General features: G+C 63.4%; 18 protein-coding genes. 13 read left to right on the plus strand and 5 right to left on the minus strand.

Annotation, left to right across the window (positions count from 1 at the left end):
* Nucleotides 1–5 precede the first annotated feature (5 nt).
* Together CTR2_RS00290 and CTR2_RS00295 are read left to right on the plus strand one after the other, a co-directional pair.
* On the plus strand, nt 6–884 hold the full coding sequence (locus tag CTR2_RS00290) for a metallophosphoesterase (RefSeq protein WP_087085544.1): 879 nt from the start codon (nt 6–8) through the stop codon (nt 882–884).
* 29 nt (nt 885–913) lie between these two features.
* Nucleotides 914–1,336: a universal stress protein gene (locus CTR2_RS00295; protein WP_034375000.1), complete on the plus strand. Its 423-nt coding sequence runs from the start codon at nt 914–916 to the stop codon at nt 1,334–1,336.
* Nucleotides 1,337–1,496: 160 nt separating this feature from the next.
* On the opposite strand, the gene CTR2_RS00300 is transcribed toward CTR2_RS00295, so the two are convergent.
* Nucleotides 1,497–2,411 (minus strand): LysR family transcriptional regulator ArgP, encoded by a 915-nt coding sequence (locus CTR2_RS00300; RefSeq protein WP_087085543.1) that lies wholly within the window; start codon nt 2,409–2,411, stop codon nt 1,497–1,499.
* 42 nt (nt 2,412–2,453) lie between these two features.
* Here CTR2_RS00300 and CTR2_RS00305 point away from each other — a divergent pair, with 42 nt between their 5' ends.
* The 6 genes from CTR2_RS00305 to gorA all read left to right on the plus strand — a co-directional run bounded on the left by CTR2_RS00305 (nt 2,454) and on the right by gorA (nt 8,362).
* Nucleotides 2,454–3,830 (plus strand): D-amino acid dehydrogenase, encoded by a 1,377-nt coding sequence (locus CTR2_RS00305; RefSeq protein ID WP_087085542.1) that lies wholly within the window; start codon nt 2,454–2,456, stop codon nt 3,828–3,830.
* 113 nt (nt 3,831–3,943) lie between these two features.
* Nucleotides 3,944–4,435, plus strand: a complete 492-nt coding sequence (gene hpaR, locus CTR2_RS00310) for a homoprotocatechuate degradation operon regulator HpaR (protein ID WP_087085541.1) — start codon at nt 3,944–3,946, stop codon at nt 4,433–4,435.
* A gap of 26 nt (nt 4,436–4,461) precedes the next feature.
* A complete protein-coding gene (locus tag CTR2_RS00315; protein ID WP_087085540.1) occupies nt 4,462–5,103 on the plus strand; it encodes a 3'-5' exonuclease in 642 nt (213 codons plus the stop codon).
* A gap of 197 nt (nt 5,104–5,300) precedes the next feature.
* Nucleotides 5,301–5,825: a flavin reductase family protein gene (locus tag CTR2_RS00320; RefSeq protein ID WP_034406713.1), complete on the plus strand. Its 525-nt coding sequence runs from the start codon at nt 5,301–5,303 to the stop codon at nt 5,823–5,825.
* Between the two features lie 131 nt (nt 5,826–5,956).
* Nucleotides 5,957–6,868: a TauD/TfdA dioxygenase family protein gene (locus CTR2_RS00325; RefSeq protein ID WP_087085539.1), complete on the plus strand. Its 912-nt coding sequence runs from the start codon at nt 5,957–5,959 to the stop codon at nt 6,866–6,868.
* 129 nt (nt 6,869–6,997) lie between these two features.
* Nucleotides 6,998–8,362: a glutathione-disulfide reductase gene (gene gorA, locus CTR2_RS00330; RefSeq protein WP_087085538.1), complete on the plus strand. Its 1,365-nt coding sequence runs from the start codon at nt 6,998–7,000 to the stop codon at nt 8,360–8,362.
* A gap of 124 nt (nt 8,363–8,486) precedes the next feature.
* Here gorA and minE read toward each other — a convergent pair whose 3' ends face one another.
* Genes minE through minC form a run of 3 tightly spaced genes read right to left on the minus strand, consistent with a single transcriptional unit; the run spans nt 8,487 to nt 10,364 of the window.
* A complete protein-coding gene (gene minE / locus CTR2_RS00335) occupies nt 8,487–8,753 on the minus strand; it encodes a cell division topological specificity factor MinE (RefSeq protein WP_003071985.1) in 267 nt (88 codons plus the stop codon).
* A gap of 5 nt (nt 8,754–8,758) precedes the next feature.
* Complete coding sequence (minD, locus tag CTR2_RS00340) at nt 8,759–9,571, minus strand: septum site-determining protein MinD (protein ID WP_034375015.1); 813 nt, start codon at nt 9,569–9,571, stop codon at nt 8,759–8,761.
* A 58-nt stretch (nt 9,572–9,629) separates the two neighbouring features.
* Complete coding sequence (gene minC, locus CTR2_RS00345) at nt 9,630–10,364, minus strand: septum site-determining protein MinC (RefSeq protein ID WP_003069670.1); 735 nt, start codon at nt 10,362–10,364, stop codon at nt 9,630–9,632.
* Nucleotides 10,365–10,513: 149 nt separating this feature from the next.
* Here minC and CTR2_RS00350 point away from each other — a divergent pair, with 149 nt between their 5' ends.
* A complete protein-coding gene (locus tag CTR2_RS00350; RefSeq protein WP_087085537.1) occupies nt 10,514–11,263 on the plus strand; it encodes an enoyl-CoA hydratase/isomerase family protein in 750 nt (249 codons plus the stop codon).
* Nucleotides 11,264–11,334: 71 nt separating this feature from the next.
* Here the strand turns inward: CTR2_RS00350 and CTR2_RS00355 are convergent, their stop codons facing one another.
* The gene (locus tag CTR2_RS00355) at nt 11,335–13,476 is read right to left on the minus strand and encodes an acetoacetate--CoA ligase (protein WP_087085536.1); all 2,142 of its coding nucleotides are present in this window, start codon (nt 13,474–13,476) and stop codon (nt 11,335–11,337) included.
* Nucleotides 13,477–13,618: 142 nt separating this feature from the next.
* On the opposite strand from CTR2_RS00355, the gene CTR2_RS00360 reads away from it, so the two are divergent.
* From CTR2_RS00360 to CTR2_RS00375, 4 genes are all read left to right on the plus strand, one after another.
* A complete protein-coding gene (locus CTR2_RS00360) occupies nt 13,619–15,538 on the plus strand; it encodes a B12-binding domain-containing radical SAM protein (RefSeq protein ID WP_087085535.1) in 1,920 nt (639 codons plus the stop codon).
* Nucleotides 15,539–15,770: 232 nt separating this feature from the next.
* Nucleotides 15,771–17,093 (plus strand): solute carrier family 23 protein, encoded by a 1,323-nt coding sequence (locus CTR2_RS00365; protein ID WP_003069662.1) that lies wholly within the window; start codon nt 15,771–15,773, stop codon nt 17,091–17,093.
* A 237-nt stretch (nt 17,094–17,330) separates the two neighbouring features.
* Entirely contained in the window at nt 17,331–18,845 is a 1,515-nt protein-coding gene (locus CTR2_RS00370) for an acetyl-CoA hydrolase/transferase family protein (RefSeq protein ID WP_087085534.1), read from the plus strand.
* 271 nt (nt 18,846–19,116) lie between these two features.
* On the plus strand, nt 19,117–19,590 hold the full coding sequence (locus CTR2_RS00375; protein WP_003069658.1) for a PaaI family thioesterase: 474 nt from the start codon (nt 19,117–19,119) through the stop codon (nt 19,588–19,590).
* The last annotated feature ends 347 nt before the right edge of the window (nt 19,591–19,937 follow it).

Consider the following 19,937-nt stretch of genomic DNA (forward strand, 5'->3'; position numbering starts at 1 on the left):
GCCACATGAAGATCCAGCTGCTGTCCGACCTGCACCTCGAAGTCCACCCCCAATTCGTGGCCCAGCCTGCCGCTGGCGCCGATGTACTGGTGCTGGCCGGCGACATCGGCTCCTACCAGAGCTGCACCCAGGTCGACGGTGAGAACTTCGGGCTGGAGCGTTTCTCGCCGCTGCCGCAATACGCCAACTGGCCCACGCCCGTGCTGTTCGTGCCCGGCAATCACGAATACGACATGCAGGACTTCGATGAGGCACGACTGCGCCTGCAGCGTGTGTGCGACAGGCTGGGCCTGATCTGGCTCGATCGTGAAACCGTGGTCATGGACGGGGTGCGCTTCATAGGCACCACGCTGTGGAGCGACTTCGACGCCATGGCCATGCATGAAGGCGTGAGCGATGCCACGCGCTTGCACAGGCTGCGCGAGAAGGCCTTTCGCGCCGCCAATTTCTATCTGCAAAAGACCGGCGGCAGTCGCCAGGGCGAGCCGTTTCTGGCCGCGCCCATGCGCGAGGAAAGCCTGCTCTGCCAGGACTGGTTGCGCGCCGCGCTGCAGCAGCCGTTTGACGGGCCCACGGTGGCCGTGACGCACTTTGCGCCCAGCCTGCGCAGTGCCGATCCGCGCTACGGCCTGGTACCCGGCACGGCCGGTTTCTGCAATGTGATGGACGACTTTCTGCCCCATGCCCAGCTCTGGCTGCACGGCCATCTGCATTGCGCCAGCGACTACATCGCGTGCGGCCAGCGCGAGGACGGCAGCGAATGGCAATGCCGTGTGGTGGCCAATCCCCTGGGCTATGCCCGCAAGGGAGAGCAGGATGACTTTCTGCCGGCATCGACAATTGACTTGAGCCAAGTCAAGATGCTGACTGTCCCCAGCCCTTAGGCTTGAGACATCAACAAGGAGAAATTGGTATGAAGATCTTGCTCGCCGTGGACGGCAGTGCCTACACCCAGAAAATGCTGGCCTATCTGACCTCGCATCAGGAGATGCTGGGCACGGGCCACGAGTACACCATCATCACCGTGCAGCCGCTGCTGCCCCCGCGCGCACGCGCTGCGCTGGGCAAGGAAGTGGTGGAGCAGTACTACGACGAAGAATCCGCCAAGATCCTGCAGCCCGTGCTGGAGTTCCTGAAGGGGCGTGGCGTCGAGGCGCAAAGCATCTCCAAGGTCGGCCCCATTGCCGACACCATCATCCATGCCGCCCAGGACGGGAAGTTCGACCTGATCGCCATGGGCACGCATGGCCACGGCGCGCTGGGCCGTCTGGTCATGGGCTCGGTCAGCTCGCAGGTGCTGGCGGGCTGCACCATCCCCGTGCTGCTGATTCGCTGATTTTCATAGCTGCTTGTGCTTGATTTACATGCATATCAGGCTCAAATCAGCTTCAAATCAAGGTTAGATGAGCGTCCACAGCTACAAAAACCAAGTACCTCCGTTTGACATCAAGCTCTCAAGGCCGCGCTGCAAAGCACGGCCTTTTTTCTTGTCTGCATCAAACAGCTTGCAGCACTTGCCGGGCCTTGCCAAGCAAGGCCTGGCTGACACGGGCCAGCACGCGTGACTCCAGATTCCAGCAATGCCAGAACAATGCGATGGACAGCACATGGCCTGTTGCCACGTCGATCAGCTCACCGGCATCCAGCGCAGGCTGCACCAGCAACTGCGGCAGCACGCCCACGCCCCAGCCGGCACGCACGGCACGCACCTGCGCCTCGCAGCTGGGCAGCAGAATCTGATGCTGCAGCGACACATTGCGCAGACCCAGGCAACGCGCCACAAATTCGGCCTGCATATCGTCCTTGCGATTGAAGGACAGATAGGGCAGCTGGTTGAAGTTCTTGCGCGTCAGCCCCTGCGGCAGTCTTTGCTGCGCAAATTCGCTAGAGGCGACGGCCACATAGCGCATGGCGCCCAGGGGCTGTACGGTGCAGCCGCGCAGGGCCTGACTCAGCGTGGTGACGCAGCCCATCACCTGGCCCGAACGCAGCAGCTCCTGCGTGAAGTCCTGATCGTCGACCACCACCTCCAGCGGCAGGCCGCTCTTTACCAGCTCGTCGAGGGCCGTCATGGCCCAGGTGGCAATGCTGTCGGCATTGATGGCGATGGAGACGATTTCTCCGGCCAGACTCTGCCCGGTCTGCGGTGCCAGCTCCTGCAACTCATGAGCGAGATCGGCGCGCAGCAGGCGCAGCTGCTTGGCATGCTTGAGCAGCAGCCGCCCGGCGCTGGTGGGCTTGACAGGACGCGTGCGCTCCACCAGTACCGAGCCCACCTGGGCTTCCAGTGCACGCAGGCGCTGGGACACGGCCGACTGGGTGATGTGCAGCTTTTGCGCCGCGCGCTCGAAGCCGCCTTCCTCCACGATGGCGGCCAGGCATTCCAGCGCAACAGGGTCCCAGGAACTCATGGCAACTTCATTAGCATTTCTGATGAAACTGCTGAAAATTTAATGCTGCTTTTGTTTGCCCGCAAGAGTGCAGACACTGGTCGCATGAACATCATCGTCCTGGGCGCCGGCATCATCGGCATCAGCACCGCCTGGCATCTGCGCGAGCGCGGTCATCAAGTCACCGTGGTGGACCGCCAGAACGGTCCGGCCCTGGAGACCAGCTATGCCAATGGCGGCCAGATCTCGGTCAGCTACTGCGAGCCCTGGGCCAATCGCCAGGCACCCTGGAAGGCGCTCAAATGGATGTTCGACAAAGAGGCTCCGCTGCTGTTCAGGCCCCAGGCCGACAGCGCGCAATGGCGCTGGTGCCTGCAGTTCCTGGCCCAGTGCAATGACCAGGCGTTCGCGCGCAATGTGCAGCAGATCGTGGCGTTGGGCGCCTACAGCCATCTGGCGCTCAAGGACATGGTCCAGAAGACCGGTATCGAGTTCGAACGGCTGGAGCGCGGCATTGCCCACTTCTACAGCAGCCCGCAGGCGTTTGCCGAGGCCGCCGAAGGTGTGGAGCTGATGCGTCAATACGGCGTGCAGCGCCGGCTGGTCAGCCGCGACGAGCTGCTGGCCATCGAGCCCGCATTCACGCCCTATGCGGCGCAGATTGCGGGCGGTACCTTCACCGCCACCGACGAGTCCGGCGATGCGCGTCTGTTCACCGAAAAGCTGGCCGATCTCTGTGCCCAGGTCGGTGTGCAGTTCCTCTACGGCCACGACATCCTGAACCTGCAGCCGGCGCGCCGGGGCAAGCCTGCCCAGGTGCAGATTCGCGACGGTAGCGATGGCGCCCCACACATGCTGAGCGCGGATGCCGTGGTGGTCGCCTGCGGCTCCTACACGCCGCTGCTGCTCAGGCCTCTGGGCGTGCATGTGCCTATCTATCCGGGCAAGGGCTATAGCGCCACCTTGCCGCTGCTGCGGCCCGAAAAAGCCCCCATGGTCTCCACCATCGACGACAGCCGCAAGGTCGCCATGAGCCGTTTGGGCAACCGCCTGCGCGTGGCCGGCACCATAGAGCTGGGCGGCTTCGATCTGAGTCTGGACACGCCCACGGCCAGGGCACGCTGCGAGATGCTGGTCAGGCGCGTGGAGGAGCTGATGCCCGGCGTCTGCGACACGCGCCTGCCCGAGCAGGGCGGCGATCCGCAGTTCTGGTGCGGTCTGCGGCCCGCCACGCCCAGCAATATTCCCTGCATCGGTGCAACCCAGGCTGCAGGCATCTGGGTCAATGCCGGGCATGGCACCCTGGGCTGGACGCATGGTGCAGGCTCGGGCAAGGCCATGGCGGCCCTGATGAGCGGCGAGCGCCCGGCGCTGGATTTCCGGTTCTGGGATGAGCCGGCCCCCGAGGTCGCACGCGGCGCGCGGATTGCGTCGGCCTGAGACAGGGCATAGGACTGCAGGACGAGTACGGGCTGGCTGACTCTTTTGCCCGGATTGACGGTATCGCTGCGTGGGGCTCTTACATACAATCACGCCAGCAACTCGTCCATGCCATGATCCAGCACGACATCACTCCTGCCCTTGAAACCTCACGTTCCTTTGCGCGCTCATTGCCCATGGCTTTGCTCAAGGCCCGCGAGGCGGTCATGGTGCGCTTTCGCCCCTCGCTGCGTGCGCACGGCCTGACCGAGCAGCAATGGCGCGTGCTGCGCATCATGTGGGTGGCAGACAAGCGCCTGCGTCCCATGGAGCTGTCGCAGCTGACCTTCATCAGCATGCCCAGCCTCTCGCGCCTGCTCAAGACGCTGGAAGGCCGTTTGCTCATCAAGCGCGGCCGCCATGTGGCTGATCTGCGGGGCTCCGAGTTCGCCCTCACGCCTGCCGGTCAGGAGATGGTGGCCCAGATCGTGCCGCACTTCGAGACCATCTACACCGAGATCGAGGAGCAACTGGGCAGCGCCGAGAGCGAGCAGCTGTTCCGCATACTCGAGCATGTGGTGCAGCGCCTGGGTCTGCCCGGCGAAGACGAGCTGGGCCAGGACTGAGGCACCGGCCACGGCACAATGCAGTCATGAGTGCTGCGATTGCCGTCATCGACTTCGAAACCACGGGCATGACGCCCGCCCAGGGCGCCAGGGCCACCGAGGTGGCCATCGTGCTGCTGGAGCAGGGCCGCGTGGTGGACCGTTTCCAGAGCCTGATGCAGACCGGGGCCTGGGTTTCGCCCTTTATCACCGAACTCACCGGCATCACCAATGCCATGCTGCGCACGGCGCCGCCCGCCGCCGAGGTGATGCGCGATGCGGCCCGCTTTGTGGGCGCTGCGCCCATGGTGGCCCACAACGCATCGTTCGACAGCAAGTTCTGGCAGGCCGAGCTGGCGCTGGCAGGCGAAGCCGCCCCCCAGCTGTTTGCCTGCACCGTGCTGCTCTCACGCCGCATCTACCCGCAGGCGCCCAGCCACAGCCTGGGCAATCTGGCGCGCTATCTGCATCTGCCTTCCACGGGCCGCGCCCACCGGGCGCTGGCGGATGCCGAGATGGCGGCGGCCCTGCTGGCCCGCATGCAGCAGGACCTGTGCGAGCGCCATGCCCTGCCCTGGCCCGAGCACGAGTTGCTGATGCAGCTGCAACGCTGCAGCAAAGCCAAGGTCGGCGGCTGGCTGGCGCAGCAGGCCGGTCAGGGGCTGCTGGCAGCTCAGACCCCGGATTGATGAAGGTTTAGGCCTGCAGGCCTTTGTGTTACTGCGCAACAAGCTATCAAAATTGATGATTCTGGCCTTAAGCCCTTACGGATTGTGACCGGCAAGGTTCAAGTTGATAATTGATCAAGTCCTGCAGATGCTCTTTGGATCTGCTGATCTTGAACCGTGGCGCACCGTTGTGGTCGCTGACCTGAGCTCTGAATTTCGTGAACTCCGCCTTGCCTACCTCCGTCTTGCGTTCGGCCTTGCCTTTCTCGCAGCGCGAATTTCGCGATGCGCTGGGGCAATTTGCCACCGGCGTGACCATCATCACGGCGCGCAGTGCAGAGGGCCATGCGGTGGGCTCCACGGTCAGCTCCTTCAATGCACTGTCGCTGGCGCCCTCGCTGGTGCTCTGGAGCCTGGGTCTGAAGGCCAATTCCCTGCCTGTGTTCCGCCACAGCACCCACTACGCGATCCATGTGCTGGCGGCTTCGCAAAAGCCGCTGGCCGAGCTGTTTGCACGCAAGGGCGCGGACCGTTTCAGCCATACGCAGCACCATGACTCCGAGCATGGCGTGCCGCTGCTCGAGGGCTGCAGCGCGGTCTTCGAGTGCCGCAATCTGCGCCAGCATGAGGAAGGCGACCATCTGCTCTTCATCGGCGAGGTGGAACGCTGCGAGCACCATGCCGACCGCGCGCCGCTGCTCTACCACTCGGGCCACATGCACGCCCACGGCTTCGTCAGGTAGTGCCGGCTGCCGACTGGGAACCCTACCTAGTCGGCTTGAACGATACCGATCTCCAAGGCCCGCCCTAGATTGCCCCCAGGCCTGCTGCGTCAGGCCCGAGGACAGTGGTTGCAACGCTTTGGAGACACATCATGATCGATTGCGAAGACAGGCCGGCCCATACCCAGCTCAAGGTGGCCGCGGCAAGCAGGACGGGTATCGAGCTCAGGCGCATTTCTCCCGCCATAGGCGTGGAGGTCTCGGGCATAGACCTGCGCCAGCCCATGAGCGAGGAGCAGGCGCGCGAGCTGCGCCAGGCGCTGGTGGCGCACAAGGTGCTGGTGTTTCGCGAGCAGAACATCACGCCTGCCCAGCATGTGGCGTTTGCGCGCCGCTTCGGCGAGCTGGAGCTGCATCCGGTATTTCCCCATCACCCCGACCATGCCGAACTGGTGCTGCTGGGCGGCAACAGCAAGATCCCAGGCACCGAGAACGTCTATCACACCGATGTCTCCTGGCGCGAGACGCCTTCCATGGCCTCGGTGCTGCGCTGCGTGGAATGCCCCGAGGTCGGCGGCGACACGGTCTGGATCAATATGGAGCAGGCCTACGAGCAGCTGCCCGAGATGCGCAAGCAGCAGATCGCCGGCCTGCATGCCGTGCATGACATCCTGCCCTCGTTCGGTGCGCGCATGACGCCCGCACAGCAGGCTCAGGCGCGTGGCAAATACCCGCCCGTAGTGCACCCGGTGGTGCGCACCCACCCCGAAAGCGGCAAGAAGATTCTCTACGTCAACGAGACCTTCGTCACGCACTTTGCCAACTTCAGCTCGAACTTCGACAGCTTCCGCTCGGCCAACGAAATTCATGCCCAGCAGCAGGATCTGATGAACTATCTGCTGCGCCAGCCCGCGATTCTGGAATACCAGATGCGTCTGCGCTGGGAGCCCAACACCATCGCCATGTGGGACAACCGCTCCACCCAGCATTACGCGATTCAGGACTATTTCCCGGCCGTGCGCCGCATGCACCGCGCCACGGTCGTGGGCGACAAACCGTTCTGAGCCGCCCACCAATCAAACTGGGTCGTGCAGGTGGTTTAACGTTGCGTTAAACCACCTGCGGCAGTCTTGTCTTGTAGAGTTCAAAGCGGCAAGCATCTGCTTTGAACCTCCCAAACAGCGAGACAGAACATGCAGCAACAAGACTTTGATTACGACTTTCTGGTCATAGGCGGTGGCTCGGGCGGCGTGCGCGCCAGCCGTGTGGCTGCCGGCCTGGGGGCCCGTGTGGCGGTGGTGGAAGCTGCCCAATTGGGCGGTACCTGCGTCAACGTGGGCTGCATCCCCAAGAAGCTGCTCAGCCATGCCGCGCACTTCAGCCAGCTGGCCGAGGAGGCCCGGGGCTTTGGCTGGCAGCTGGAGCAGCCGCGCTTCGACTGGCCCACGCTGATTGCCAACAAGGACCGCGAAATCGAGCGCCTGAACGGCGTCTACGGCCGCATGCTGGCCGGTGCAGGCATTACCCTTATCCACGGTCGTGCGGCGCTCTCGGGGCCGCATAGCGTGCGGGTGAACGACCAGACCATCCATGCCCGCCATATCCTGATTGCAACGGGCGGAACGCCCAGCCTGCCCGATATTCCTGGCGTGGAGCATGCCATCAGCTCTGACGAGGCCTTCCATCTGCCGCATCTACCCAGGCGGGTGGTGGTCGTGGGCGGAGGCTATATCGCCGTGGAGTTCGCCTCCATCTTCAATGGCCTGGGCGCCGAGACGACCCTGCTGCACCGCCGCCAGCAACTGCTGCGCGGCTTTGATGCAGACCTGGGTCTGCATCTGGGCCAGGAGATGGCTCAGCTGGGTGTGAACTTTCGCTGGGGCGAAGAAATCCAGGCCATCAGCAAGCAGGCGGACGGCCTGCATCTGCAGCTCAAGAGCGGCGAGCAATTGGTCGTGGATTGCGTGATGTACGCCACGGGTCGCGTGCCCCTGATCGAAGGCCTGGGACTGGAGGCTGCGGGTGTCAAGGTCAACGACAAGGGGGCCATCGAGGTGGATCAGCATTTCTGCAGCAACGTACCCTCCATCCATGCTGTGGGTGATGTGGTCGATCGCATGGCTCTGACACCCGTGGCGCTGGCCGAGGGGACGGTGCTCGCCCATCATCTGTTCGGCCAGGGCGGCAAGAGCGCTCCCGACTATGAGCTGGTGCCGACGGCGGTGTTTTCCCATCCGCAGGTGGGCACCGTGGGCCTGTCGGAGGAGGTGGCGCGAGAGCGCTTCGGCGCGGTGCAGGTCTTCCAGTCCGGCTTCAGGCCGCTGACCAACCGCATGGGGGCCGAGCCCGAGAATGTCTTCCTCAAGCTCATCGTCTCCAAGGCCGACCAGCGCGTGCGCGGCGTGCATATGGTGGGCGAGGGCGCGGGCGAGCTGATGCAGGGCTTTGCCGTGGCGCTGCAATGCGGCGCGACCAAGCAGCAGTTCGATGCGACCATAGGCATACACCCGACCGTGGCCGAGGAGCTGGTGACCATGCGGGAGCCGGTGCGCGAATGAGAAACGACCCCCCGCGCTTTTGCAGGGAGCAGGGCCGCGCGGCGACACCGCAATGAAAAATGGGCCTTTCAGGCCCATTTTCTTGTCCATCAAGCGCTATGCGCTGAGGATAGATGAGTTGGTATCAGCCGCGCGCGGCGTCCGGCAGCTCGATCTTGACTTCCAGAACCTCAAGGTTTTCCTGGCGCTCCAGCTGTACCTTGATGTCATTGGGGTTGATGTCCACATACTTGGAAATCACGGCCATCAGCTCTTTTTGCAGGGCAGGCAGATAGTCGGGCTTTCCGCTTTCGCCGCCCACGCGCTCGCGCGCGAGAATGATCTGCAGTCGCTCCTTGGCGACCGAGGCGGACTTCTTCTTCTCTCCGAGCAGAAACGACAACATGGACATCAGGCTTACCTCCCGCCAAACATGCGCTTGAAGAAACCGGGTTTGACGGCTTCGGTAAAGCGCATGGGTTTTTCTTCGCCCAGGAATCGGGCCACCACGTCCTGATAGGCCTCTGCCACATCCGTGCCTTGCATGTGCACGGCGGGAATGCCCTGGTTGGAGGCCTGGAGCACGGTTTCGGATTCGGGGATCACGCCGATCAGCTCGATGCGCAGAATGTCCTGGATGTCCTCCAGCGACAGCATCTGGCCGTCTTCCACGCGATTGGGGTTGTAGCGCGTGATCAGCAGATGTTCCTTGATGCGCTCGCCCTTGGCCGCACGCTCCGTCTTGGAGCTGAGCATGCCCAGAATACGGTCCGAGTCACGCACCGACGAGACTTCGGGGTTGGTCACCACCAGGGCCTCTTCGGCATAGTGCATGGCCATCAGTGCACCGCTTTCAATGCCGGCGGGCGAGTCGCAGATGATGAACTCGAAGTCCATGGCGGACAGATCGTCCAGCACCTTCTTCACGCCTTCCTGCGTGAGGGCTTCCTTGTCTCGGGTCTGCGAAGCGGCCAGCACGAACAGGTTTTCGCACTGCTTGTCCTTGATCAGGGCCTGGTTCAGATTGGCTTCGCCCTGGATGACATTGATGAGGTCATAGACCACGCGGCGTTCGCAGCCCATGATCAGATCGAGATTGCGCAGACCCACATCGAAGTCAATCACTGCGGTCTTGTGGCCGCGCAGTGCGAGGCCGGATGCGAAGCTGGCGCTGGTGGTGGTCTTGCCGACACCGCCTTTGCCAGAGGTCACGACGACGATTTTGGCCATGTTTGCACGATTCCTTTAAGACAAATGGGGCAGGTTGATAGGGTGTCCGGTGTGTCTCTCATACCGGCTCGATAACGATTCTTTCTCCCTCCAGGCGCACCTTGGCGGCTTTGCCGGCGACGTCCTTGGGGAGATCGGTTTCAATTGTGCGGTAGATACCTGCGATGGAAAGCAGTTGCGCCTCCATGCAAGTGCTAAAAATTCTTGCGCTGGTATTGCCGCTGGCCCCGGCCACGGCGCGGCCGCGCAGCGGCGCATAGACATGGACGTTGCCGTCGGCAATCACCTCGGCACCATAGCTGACCATGTCCAGAACCACAATGTCGGTGCCTTTGGCGTAGACGCGCTGGCCCGAGCGCAGCGGCCGGTCCACGATGACGGCATCGGCCAGCGGAGCAGGCACCTCGACCTCCACTTCGCGAATGATTTCGTGGATTTCCGGCTCGGCGCGGCGCGTCGGCATGGCATCGGGGGCTGCGCTCAGACCAAGGGCCTTGGCTGCTTCCATCTGGGCCTCGCTGCCGCTGCGCACGGCAACGGGCACTGTGCGGTGGTTGCGCAGGGCCTCGATCAGGGCCGGGAAGTCGATTTCTTCCTCTGCTTCGCGCACCTGGCTGAGGTCGATCAGCACGGGGTCGTTGTCGAAGAAGTCCGGGTCGTCGGCAAGACGGCGGGCCAGATCCTGGGCCAGCGCCTGCATGTCGGTGCTGCGAAGTACCACGGAAAGCACCGGCAGTTGTGCGCTCTTGAGGTCAAAGCTGGGGCGCTCGGCGCCGGTCGATTCAACAGACATGGATGGGATCAGCGCACATCAGGTGCTCTATGAGGACGACAAAGTGTACCTGCCTACCGGCAAAAGATATGGTCACCGAGTGTTTGCACTGCAACACTTGATGCACCTCAGAGGCCTCTGTTTGTGTCGGTCTGGATGAAAATACAGTCATGTCTCCAGAGCTTTTGATCCAGGGCGCCTGTGCCAGCATCACCTTGCGCCGACCCGAAGTTGCCAACAAACTGCTGCCCGAAGACCTGCTCGTGCTGCGCCGTCAGATCGATGAGGTCAACGCCAGCCCTGTGGTGCTGGTGCTGACGCTGCAGGCGGTGGGCAAGCATTTCTGTAGCGGCTACGACATTGGCGAGATTGCCAACAGCCAGAACGAGGGCAGCTCCTTCGGCGAAATGGTGGATGCCGTGGAAAACTGCCGCCCCGTGACCATTGCCGCCATTCAGGGCGGGGTGTTTGGCGGGGCTACCGATATGGCGCTGGCCTGCGATTTCCGCGTCGGCGGTGCCAACAGTCAGATGTTCATGCCCGCCGCGCGGCTGGGTCTGCATTTCTATGGCTCGGGCCTGGAGCGCTATGTGACCCGGCTGGGCCTGGATACGGCCAAGCGCCTGTTTCTGACCTGCGAAAAGCTGCAGGCCCAGGCCATGAAGGACTGCGGCTTTCTGACCGATCTGGTGGACGGCACCGATATCTGCGAGCGCGTGGCGCAGCTGCAGACCACGCTGTCAGGCATGGCGCCGCTGGCCTTGCTGGGCATGAAGAAACACCTCAACGCCATTGCCCGTGGCGTGCATGACAGGGCCAGTATCGATGCCGCCGTGCAGGCCACCATCGAGTCAGCCGATCTGAAGGAGGGCGGTGCGGCCTGGCGCGAAAAAAGAGCCGCCCGCTTTCAGGGACACTGAGCCCCAAGAAAAGGCGGTGTCCCTTTGCAAGGCGGCGGAGCCACCCAGGCCCTTGCCTCGCGCCTGCCGCGTCAGGACACCGTGCCTGCTTCGGCCCTGGCCAGGTATTCCCTGGCAAAGCCCTCGTACCAGTCCAGGCAGCCTGGGTTGGCCATGGCGTCCTTGTTGACCACCTTGGCCAGCGGCTGGCCCAGCAGCAGCTTCTTGATGGGCAGCTCCTGCTTTTTGCCGCTGAGCGTGCGCGGTATCTCGGCCACGGCGAAGATATCGTCGGGCACAAAGCGGGGCGACAGCGCCGAGCGGATAGCCTTGTTGATGCGCTCGCGCAGGGCCGTATCCAGCTCCGCGCCCGGACGCAGGGCCACAAACAGCGGCATATAGCTGTCCTTGCCCAGATATTCGAGATCCACCACCATGCTGTCCAGCACCTCGGGCAGGGCCTCGACGGCGCTGTAGATCTCGCTGGTGCCCATGCGCAGGCCATGGCGGTTGATGGTGGCGTCGCTGCGGCCGTAGATGATGCAGCCGCCCTCGCCGAGCAGCCTGATCCAGTCGCCATGACGCCAGACCGGTCCCATCTCTTGCGGGCCGTCACCGCCACCGGGTTGGCGGCCATGACCGGCGGGATACATGTCGAAATAGCTGGAAAGGTATCTTTTCCCGTCCGTGTCTCCCCACAGGAACAGCGGCATGGATGGAATGGGCTGGGTGCAGACCAGCTCGCCGACCTCGTCCATCACGGGCTGGCCCTGCTCGTTCCAGGCCTCGACGGCAGCGCCCAGCTGACGGCATTGCATGACGCCGGGCACCAGCGGTAGATCGCGGTTGCCGCCGATGAAGGCCCCCGCGAAGTCGGTGCCGCCCGACAGGTTGTTCCACCAGATGTCGCCCCCAAGCTCTCCCAAGGGGGCCTTTTCGGCCTGGGACGGCCCTGCGCCGTTCGTCTGCCGGATCTTGCGGAACTGCTCCGTGCCCCACTGCTGCACCTCGGCAGACAGCGGCGAGCCCGTGCTGCCCAGCCCGCGTATGCGTGACAGGTCGCCGCAGCTGGACAGCTCAAGGCCGGCTTTCATGCAGTTGGCATAGAAGGCCGCGCCCGAGCCAAAGCTGGTCACGCCGGTCTCGGCCGCAAAGCGCCACAGCGTGCCCCAGTCGGGCTTGTCCTTGCTGCCGCCGGGGCTGCCGTCGAAGATCACGCAGCTCGTGCCGCCCAGCAGGCCCGAGACCTGGGCATTCCACATCACCCAGCCCGTGGAGCTGTACCAGTGGTAGCGTTCGCCCCAGCTATTGGGCTCGTAGCTGCAGCCGATGTCGTTGTGCAGGGCCTTGAGCTGCAAGGCCACCAGCACCATGCCGCCATGGCCGTGGACTATGGGCTTGGGCAGGCCCGTGGTGCCGCTGGAGTAGACGATCCACAGTGGGTGATCGAAGGGCAGCCACTCTGGTGTGAAGGCTGCCGTTTCTGCATCATTTCGCGAAGTAACGCTGATGTAGTCTGCGGTGTCAGCTATCTTTATCGAAGTATTCAGATTGGGCACCAGCACCACGTGTTGCACGCTGGGCAGGCCTTGGCGCAGCTCCTGCAGGACCTCGCGGCGGTCTATGTCCTTGCCTGCGTAATGCACGCCGTCCACGGCGATCAGCGCCTTGGGCGCTATCTGCTTGAAGCGGTCGAGCACGGCATGGGTGCCCATATCGGGCGCGCAGATGCTCCAGATGGCGCCCAGGCTGGCGCAGGCCAGAAAGGCGACGATGGCCTCGGGAATATTGGGCAGATAGGCCGCGACGCGGTCGCCCTTGGCGACGCCCTGGGCACGCAGATGCAGGGCCAGGGCCGCCACCTGGCCCTGCAGCTCGGGCCAGCTCAGCTCGCGCTGTAGGCCCCGCTCGTTGCGGCTGATGACGGCCGGCATGCCGGCGGCATGGGCCGGCTGGACATGGCGCAGCACCTGCTGCACATAGTTCACCTGCGCGCCCGGGAACCACTGTGCGCCGGGCATGGTGTTCTTGGCCAGCACCGCGCTGTGCGGCGTGGGCGACTGCAGGTCGAAGTAATCCCAGATGCTTTGCCAGAAGGCATCGAGATCGCTGGTCGACCAGCGCCACAGCGCGTCGTAGTCGGCGAAGCTCAGGCCACGCGTTTCACGCAGCCAGTTCTGGTACAGCCGGATCTGGGGAATGTAGGGGGCGGGGTGTTGGGGGGCGGAGGACATGGCCTCAGCCTAGCGCTGCAGTCCGTGCGCGTCATTGGTGGTGGCCCCGTCAGATGTCACCTGTGCAGCACGGATGCGCGGTCAAACCGATAATCGGGGCCTGTCTACACCGTCAACGGCGCATGCCGGCGACCCGCACCCCATGTCCGCTTTGCCCACCCGCGTGCTGGCCGTCATTCCGCCGATGACGCAGCTCAACACTCCCTACCCCTCCACGGCCTATCTGACCGGCTTTCTGCGTTCGCGCGGCATCACCGCCATGCAGGAAGACCTGGCACTGGCCCTGGTGCTGCAGCTGCTCTCGCCCGATGGCCTGCGCGCCGTGGCTGAGCGTATCCGGAGCCTGCCGGTCGGCAAGCACACGCCTGCCGTCCAGTCCTTTGTCGCGCAGCAGGAGCGCTATCTGGCCACGATTGCGCCCACGATTGCGTTTTTGCAGGGGCGAGACTCCACGCTGGCCCACCGCATCGTGGGGCGCCACTTTCTGCCCGAAGGCCCGCGCTTTGCCACGCTCGAAGTGTATGAGGACGAGGAAGGCGGCGATCCGCTGGGCTGGGCTTTTGGCGCTTTAGGCCTGCAAGACAAGGCCAAGCATCTGGCCACGCTGTACCTCAACGATCTGGCCGATGTGCTGCGCGATGCCGTGGACGAGCGCTTCGAGTTCGTGCGCTATGCCGAGTCGCTGGCCGGCAGCCAGCCCAGCTTCGATCCGCTGGCCAATGCCCTCGCGGCAGAGCCCAATCTGGTCGACGAGGTGCTGGAGCGCCTGACGCTGGAGGCCGTGGAGCGCCACCAGCCCACGGTGGTGCTGCTGTCCGTACCTTTTCCCGGTGCGGTGTATGCGGCGTTTCGCATTGCCCAGACCATCAAAAAGCACCATCCCCAGATTGCCCTCGTGCTGGGCGGCGGCTTCGTCAACACCGAGCTGCGCGAGCTGGCTGAGCCGCGCGTCTTCGACTACTTCGACTTCGTGACGCTGGATGCGGGCGAACGCCCGCTGCTAGCGCTGCTCGAGCACCTGCGCGGCGAGCGCGGCAAATCGCGCCTGGTGCGCACTTTTGTGCGCGGCAGTGATGACGAAGGTGGCAAGGTCCAGTACATCAACATGATGGAATCCGACATCGCGTTTGCCGAGGTCGGCACGCCCACCTGGGACGGCCTGCCGCTGGACCGATACCTGTCGCTGCTGGACATGCTCAACCCCATGCACCGTCTGTGGAGCGACGGGCGCTGGAACAAGCTCACCGTGGCCCATGGCTGCTACTGGAAGAAGTGCAGCTTTTGCGATGTGAGCCTGGACTATATCGGCCGCTACGAGGGCGCCAGCGCTGCCGTGCTGGCCGACCGCATCGAGGCCATCGTCGCCGAGACCGGCCAGACCGGCTTTCACTTTGTCGATGAAGCCGCGCCGCCCAAGGCGCTCAAGGCGCTGTCGCAGGAGCTGATTGCGCGCAACGCCGGCATCTCCTGGTGGGGCAATGTGCGCTTTGAGAAGACCTTCACGCCCGAGCTGGCCGATCTGATGGCCGACAGCGGCTGCATCGCCATCTCCGGAGGTCTGGAAGTGGCGTCCGACCGGCTGCTGGCGCTGATGAAAAAAGGCGTGACCGTGGACCAGGTGGCACGCGTGACCAAGGCGTTCTCGGAGGCCGGCATCCTGGTCCATGCCTATCTGATGTACGGCTTTCCCACGCAGACCGTGCAGGACACGGTGGACGCGCTCGAGTATGTGCGCCAGCTGTTCCTCAACGGCTGCATTCAAAGCGGCTTCTTTCACCGCTTCAGCTGCACCGTGCACTCGCCCGTGGGGCTCAACCCCGAGGAATACGGCATCGAGCTGCCGCCGCTGCCCGAGGGCAACTTTGCCAAGAACGACCGTCCCTTCATCGATCCCACGGGCGTCGATCACGACGCACTGGGCGCGGCGCTCAAGAAGGCCATCTACAACTTCATGCACGGCATAGCGCTGGAGGAGGATGTGCGCATGTGGTTCCCGTTCAAGGTGCCCAAGCCCACGGTCAAGCGCGATCGCATTGCGCGCGCGCTGCAGCAGAAGCAATGAATTTGATAGCTTCTTGCGCTTGCTGATCAATAACTTCATGTCTATTTATCAATGAAATCATTGACGGGTTGGCGCTGGAAGCTATGTATTTGATAGTTTGACATTCAGTCGCCGTTTTCCCGCGTGTGCAAGAGACCACAGTCCCTGGTTTACCAGTGCTTGCACGACCCCAGCGGGCAAGCACTGCTTGCCATAATCTGCTCCGTTTTTGATATCTCCAAGGAGCGATGGGATGGGAATGTTTCAATGGACGGAGCGATCGTCCGATGTCTTGCAGGGCGGTGGCGTCATCGGCCCCGATGAGCGACTGCCCTGGACGCAGACCGGTTTGATGGGTATCCAGCACGTGATCGCCATGTTTGGCTCCACCGTGCTGGCCCCTATCCTCATGGGGTTCGATCCCAATCTGGCGGTGTTGATGAGCGGCATCGGCACGCTGATCTTCTTTCTCATCACCGGCGGCAAGGTGCCCAGCTATCTGGGCTCTTCCTTTGCCTTCATCGGCGTGGTCAACATCGCCACCGGCTACGTGGCCAGCCAGGGACCTGCCAACGCCAATATCGGCGTGGCGCTGGGCGGCATCATTGCCTGCGGCTTTGTCTACATGCTGGTCGGCCTGCTGGTGCAGATGGTGGGAACGGCCTGGATCGAACGCTTCATGCCGCCCGTGGTGACGGGCGCCGTGGTGGCCATCATCGGCCTGAACCTGGCCTCGATTCCCATCAAGAACATGGCGTCCAACAACTTCGAATCCTGGATGCAGGCGCTGACCTTTGTATCTGTGGCGCTGGTGGCCGTGTTCACGCGCGGCATGCTGCAGCGCCTGCTGATTCTGATCGGCCTGATCATTGCCAGTGTGCTCTATGCCGTCTTCACCAACGGCCTGGGCTGGGGCAAGCCCGTGGATCTGAGCGGCGTGCTCAATGCCGCCTGGTTCGGCATTCCCAGCTTTCATGCGCCGGTGTTCACCAGCAATGCCATGCTGCTGATCGTGCCTGTGGTCATCATCCTGGTGGCCGAGAACCTGGGCCATATCAAGGCCGTGACGGCCATGACGGGCAAGAACCTGGACCAGTACATGGGCCGTGCCTTCATCGGTGACGGCGTGGCCACCATGGTCTCCGGCGCAGCCGGCGGCACGGGCGTGACCACCTATGCCGAAAACATCGGCGTGATGGCGGCGACCCGCATCTACTCCACGGCCGTGTTCTTTGTGGCGGCCCTGCTGGCCGTGCTGCTGGGCTTCTCGCCCAAGTTCGGTGCGCTGATCCAGGCCATTCCCCTGCCCGTGATGGGCGGTGTCTCCATCGTGGTGTTCGGCCTGATCGCCATTGCCGGCGCCAAGATCTGGGTGGACAACAAGGTGGACTTCTCCGACACCAAGAATCTGATTGTGGCTGCCATCACCCTGATCCTGGGCACCGGAGAATTCACGCTGAGGTTTGGCGAATTCGCGCTGGGCGGCATCGGCTGCGCCACCTTTGGCGCCATCATCCTGTATGCACTGCTGACCATGGGCGAGCGCAAATCTGAAACCAAGGTACAGGCCAAGTGAGTGCCAACATGTAATCGGGGGAACATTCCCCTGACAGCAGCGCGGGGCCTTTGCCGAGAATCCCGGTATTAATGTTCCGCGCTGGTAACATTTCTCTCTGGAGATATGCCGCCCTACCCGGGCGGTTTTTTTTAGAGGTGCCAGCCTGAGCGCCGAGCATGAGCCGCAAGAATGCCAGCGCGTTGGCGCCGGTCAGGCTCGCGTGCCGGGCCGGGACCTCTGAGTTTGGAGCATGCAATGTCCATCGCAGATCGCGTACGTTACCCAGAATTCCTCTCGCGCGTCATGACGGCCGAAGAGGCCGCCGCCCTGATTCCCAACGGTGTCAATGTCGGCATGAGCGGCTTTACCGGAGCCGGTTATCCCAAGGCATTGCCACAGGCTATAGCGGCCCGTGCCAAGGCCGAGCATGCCCAGGGCAAGCCCTACAAGATCAATGTCTGGACCGGTGCGTCCACCGCCGCCGAATGCGACGGCGTGATGGCCGAAGCCCATGCACTGGGTCAGCGCCTGCCCTTCAACACCGATCCCATCGCGCGCAAGGCAGTGAACTCGGGTGAGATCGACTTCATCGACATGCACCTGTCCCATGTGGCGCAGCATGCCTGGTTCGGCTTTCTGGGCCATATGAACATCGCCGTGATCGAGGTGCTGGGCGTGACCGCCGACGGCCTGCTGATCCCGTCGACTGCCGTGGGCAACAACAAGACCTGGCTGGAGATCGCCGACAAGGTGATTCTGGAAGTCAACACCAAGCCGCCCGCCCGGATGGAGGGCATGCACGACATCTACTACGGCACGGCCATCCCGCCGCGCCGCATGCCCATCAACATGACGCATGCCGATGACCGCATCGGCGATGCCTACCTGAAGGTGGACCCGGCCAAGGTCGTGGCCGTGGTCGAGACCCACAAGGGCGACCGCGACAACGTGTTTGCCACACCGGACGAGAACTCCCAGAAAATAGCCGGCTACATCATCGACTTCCTGGCCCACGAGATGAAGATGGGCCGCCTGCCCAAGGAAATGCTGCCCATCCAGTCGGGCGTGGGCAACGTGGCCAACGCCGTGCTGGCAGGCTTGCTGACCGGCCCGTTCGAGAACCTGCTGGGCTTTACCGAAGTGCTGCAGGACGGCATGCTGGATCTGCTGCGCGCGGGCAAGATGAGCAAGGCCTCGGCCACCTCCATCTCGCTGTCTGCTGCGGCCTACAAGGACTTCGAGGACAACATCGACTTCTACCGCGAGCGCATCATCCTGCGCCCGCAGGAAATCTCGAACCACCCCGAGCTGGTGCGCCGCCTGGGCATCATCGCCATGAACTCGATGATCGAGGCCGACATCTACGGCAACATCAATTCGACCCATGTCATGGGCACAGGCATGATGAACGGCATCGGCGGCTCGGGCGACTTTGCTCGCAACGGCTATCTGTCCTTCTTCGTCACGCCTTCGGTGGCCAAGGACGGCAAGATCAGCTGCATCGTGCCCATGTGCTCGCATGTGGACCACACCGAGCATGACACCCAGATCATCGTCACCGAGCAAGGCCTGGCGGATCTGCGCGGCCTGTCGCCCAAGCAGCGTGCGCAAGTCATCATCGACAAGTGTGTCCATCCGGACTATCGCGCCCAGTTGCAGGATTATTTCGATCGCTCGCGCCAGCAGGGTGCGCAGCACACGCCGCATATCCTGACCGAGGCACTGTCCTGGCACCAGCGCTTCATGGACAAGGGCGATATGCGTAGCTGAGCTACCCCCTGAGCCGCTGCGCCTGGGAGGCTCCGCGGCTTCCCCCAAGGGGGACGACACCCTCGCTGCGGGGCGGCGGGGCCGCCTAGGCCCTTGCTTGGTGTCTCTGACTCGGGGTGTGGGTGCACTGTCCGCTGTGCCACATGGCTTGAGGCATTGACTGGGAGCTGCTGCCTAGTCCGCTTGGTGCTGGCGTCTGCTGCTCCAAGTCCTTAGCATCGAAGGACGCTCTGCAAGGAGCGTCCTTTTTTCATGCACCACAAGGACTGGTATGGCGATCTGGACCCGAGAGCTCGATCTGAAAGCGCTGAACGCAGGCAGCGCAAACACTGCAATTTCCCATCTGGGCATTGAGTTCACCGAATACGGCGACGACTATGTGCGCGCCCGCATCCATGTGGATGAACGCACCTGCCAGCCCTACGGCATTCTGCACGGCGGTGTCAGCGTGGTGCTGGCCGAGACGCTGGGGTCGATGGCCGCGGCCTGCAGCATTCCCGAAGGCTACCGCTGCGTGGGCCTGGGCGTGACTGCCAATCATGTGCGCGCAGGCCGCAAGGGCAGCTGGATCACCGCCACGGCGCGGCCCACGCACCTGGGGCGTACCACGCATGTCTGGGCGGTGGAGCTGCGCGATGAAGAGGGCAAGCTGACCTGCAACTGCAGCCTGACGATGGCGATCCTGCCGCCAGAGGCAGCCAAGAATGCGCGGCTGGATGCGGCTTCGTTGGGCGGGGTGCAGTAGGTTTTGGTTTGCGAGACCGCTTTGTTTTGAGGGCAGAGGCCGGGACTCGCCCCGGCAGGCGAGTTACCTTTCTTGCTCGCACAAGAAACGTAACCCAAAGAATGCGACCCGGGTGTCTGCGTCCCTGCGCTTCGCTCCGGGCAAACCTGTGTCACGCAATCCAGACCGCGGTGCGGCAAAACTCGCTGTGTGCTGGCGCACTCCGCTCAAACACGTTGCCGCAAGTCAGAGCACGAAGCATTGGCACTCTTCGGTGCCAATGCCCGCAGCCTGAACTGCGTGCCGCAGGCGCAGCCAGACGGGTGAAAGCGGGATCGGACGGCCTGCGAGAGCTATGACGAAATTGG

This window comes from Comamonas thiooxydans (genome assembly GCF_002157685.2).
GTDB lineage: Bacteria > Pseudomonadota > Gammaproteobacteria > Burkholderiales > Burkholderiaceae_C > Comamonas > Comamonas testosteroni_H.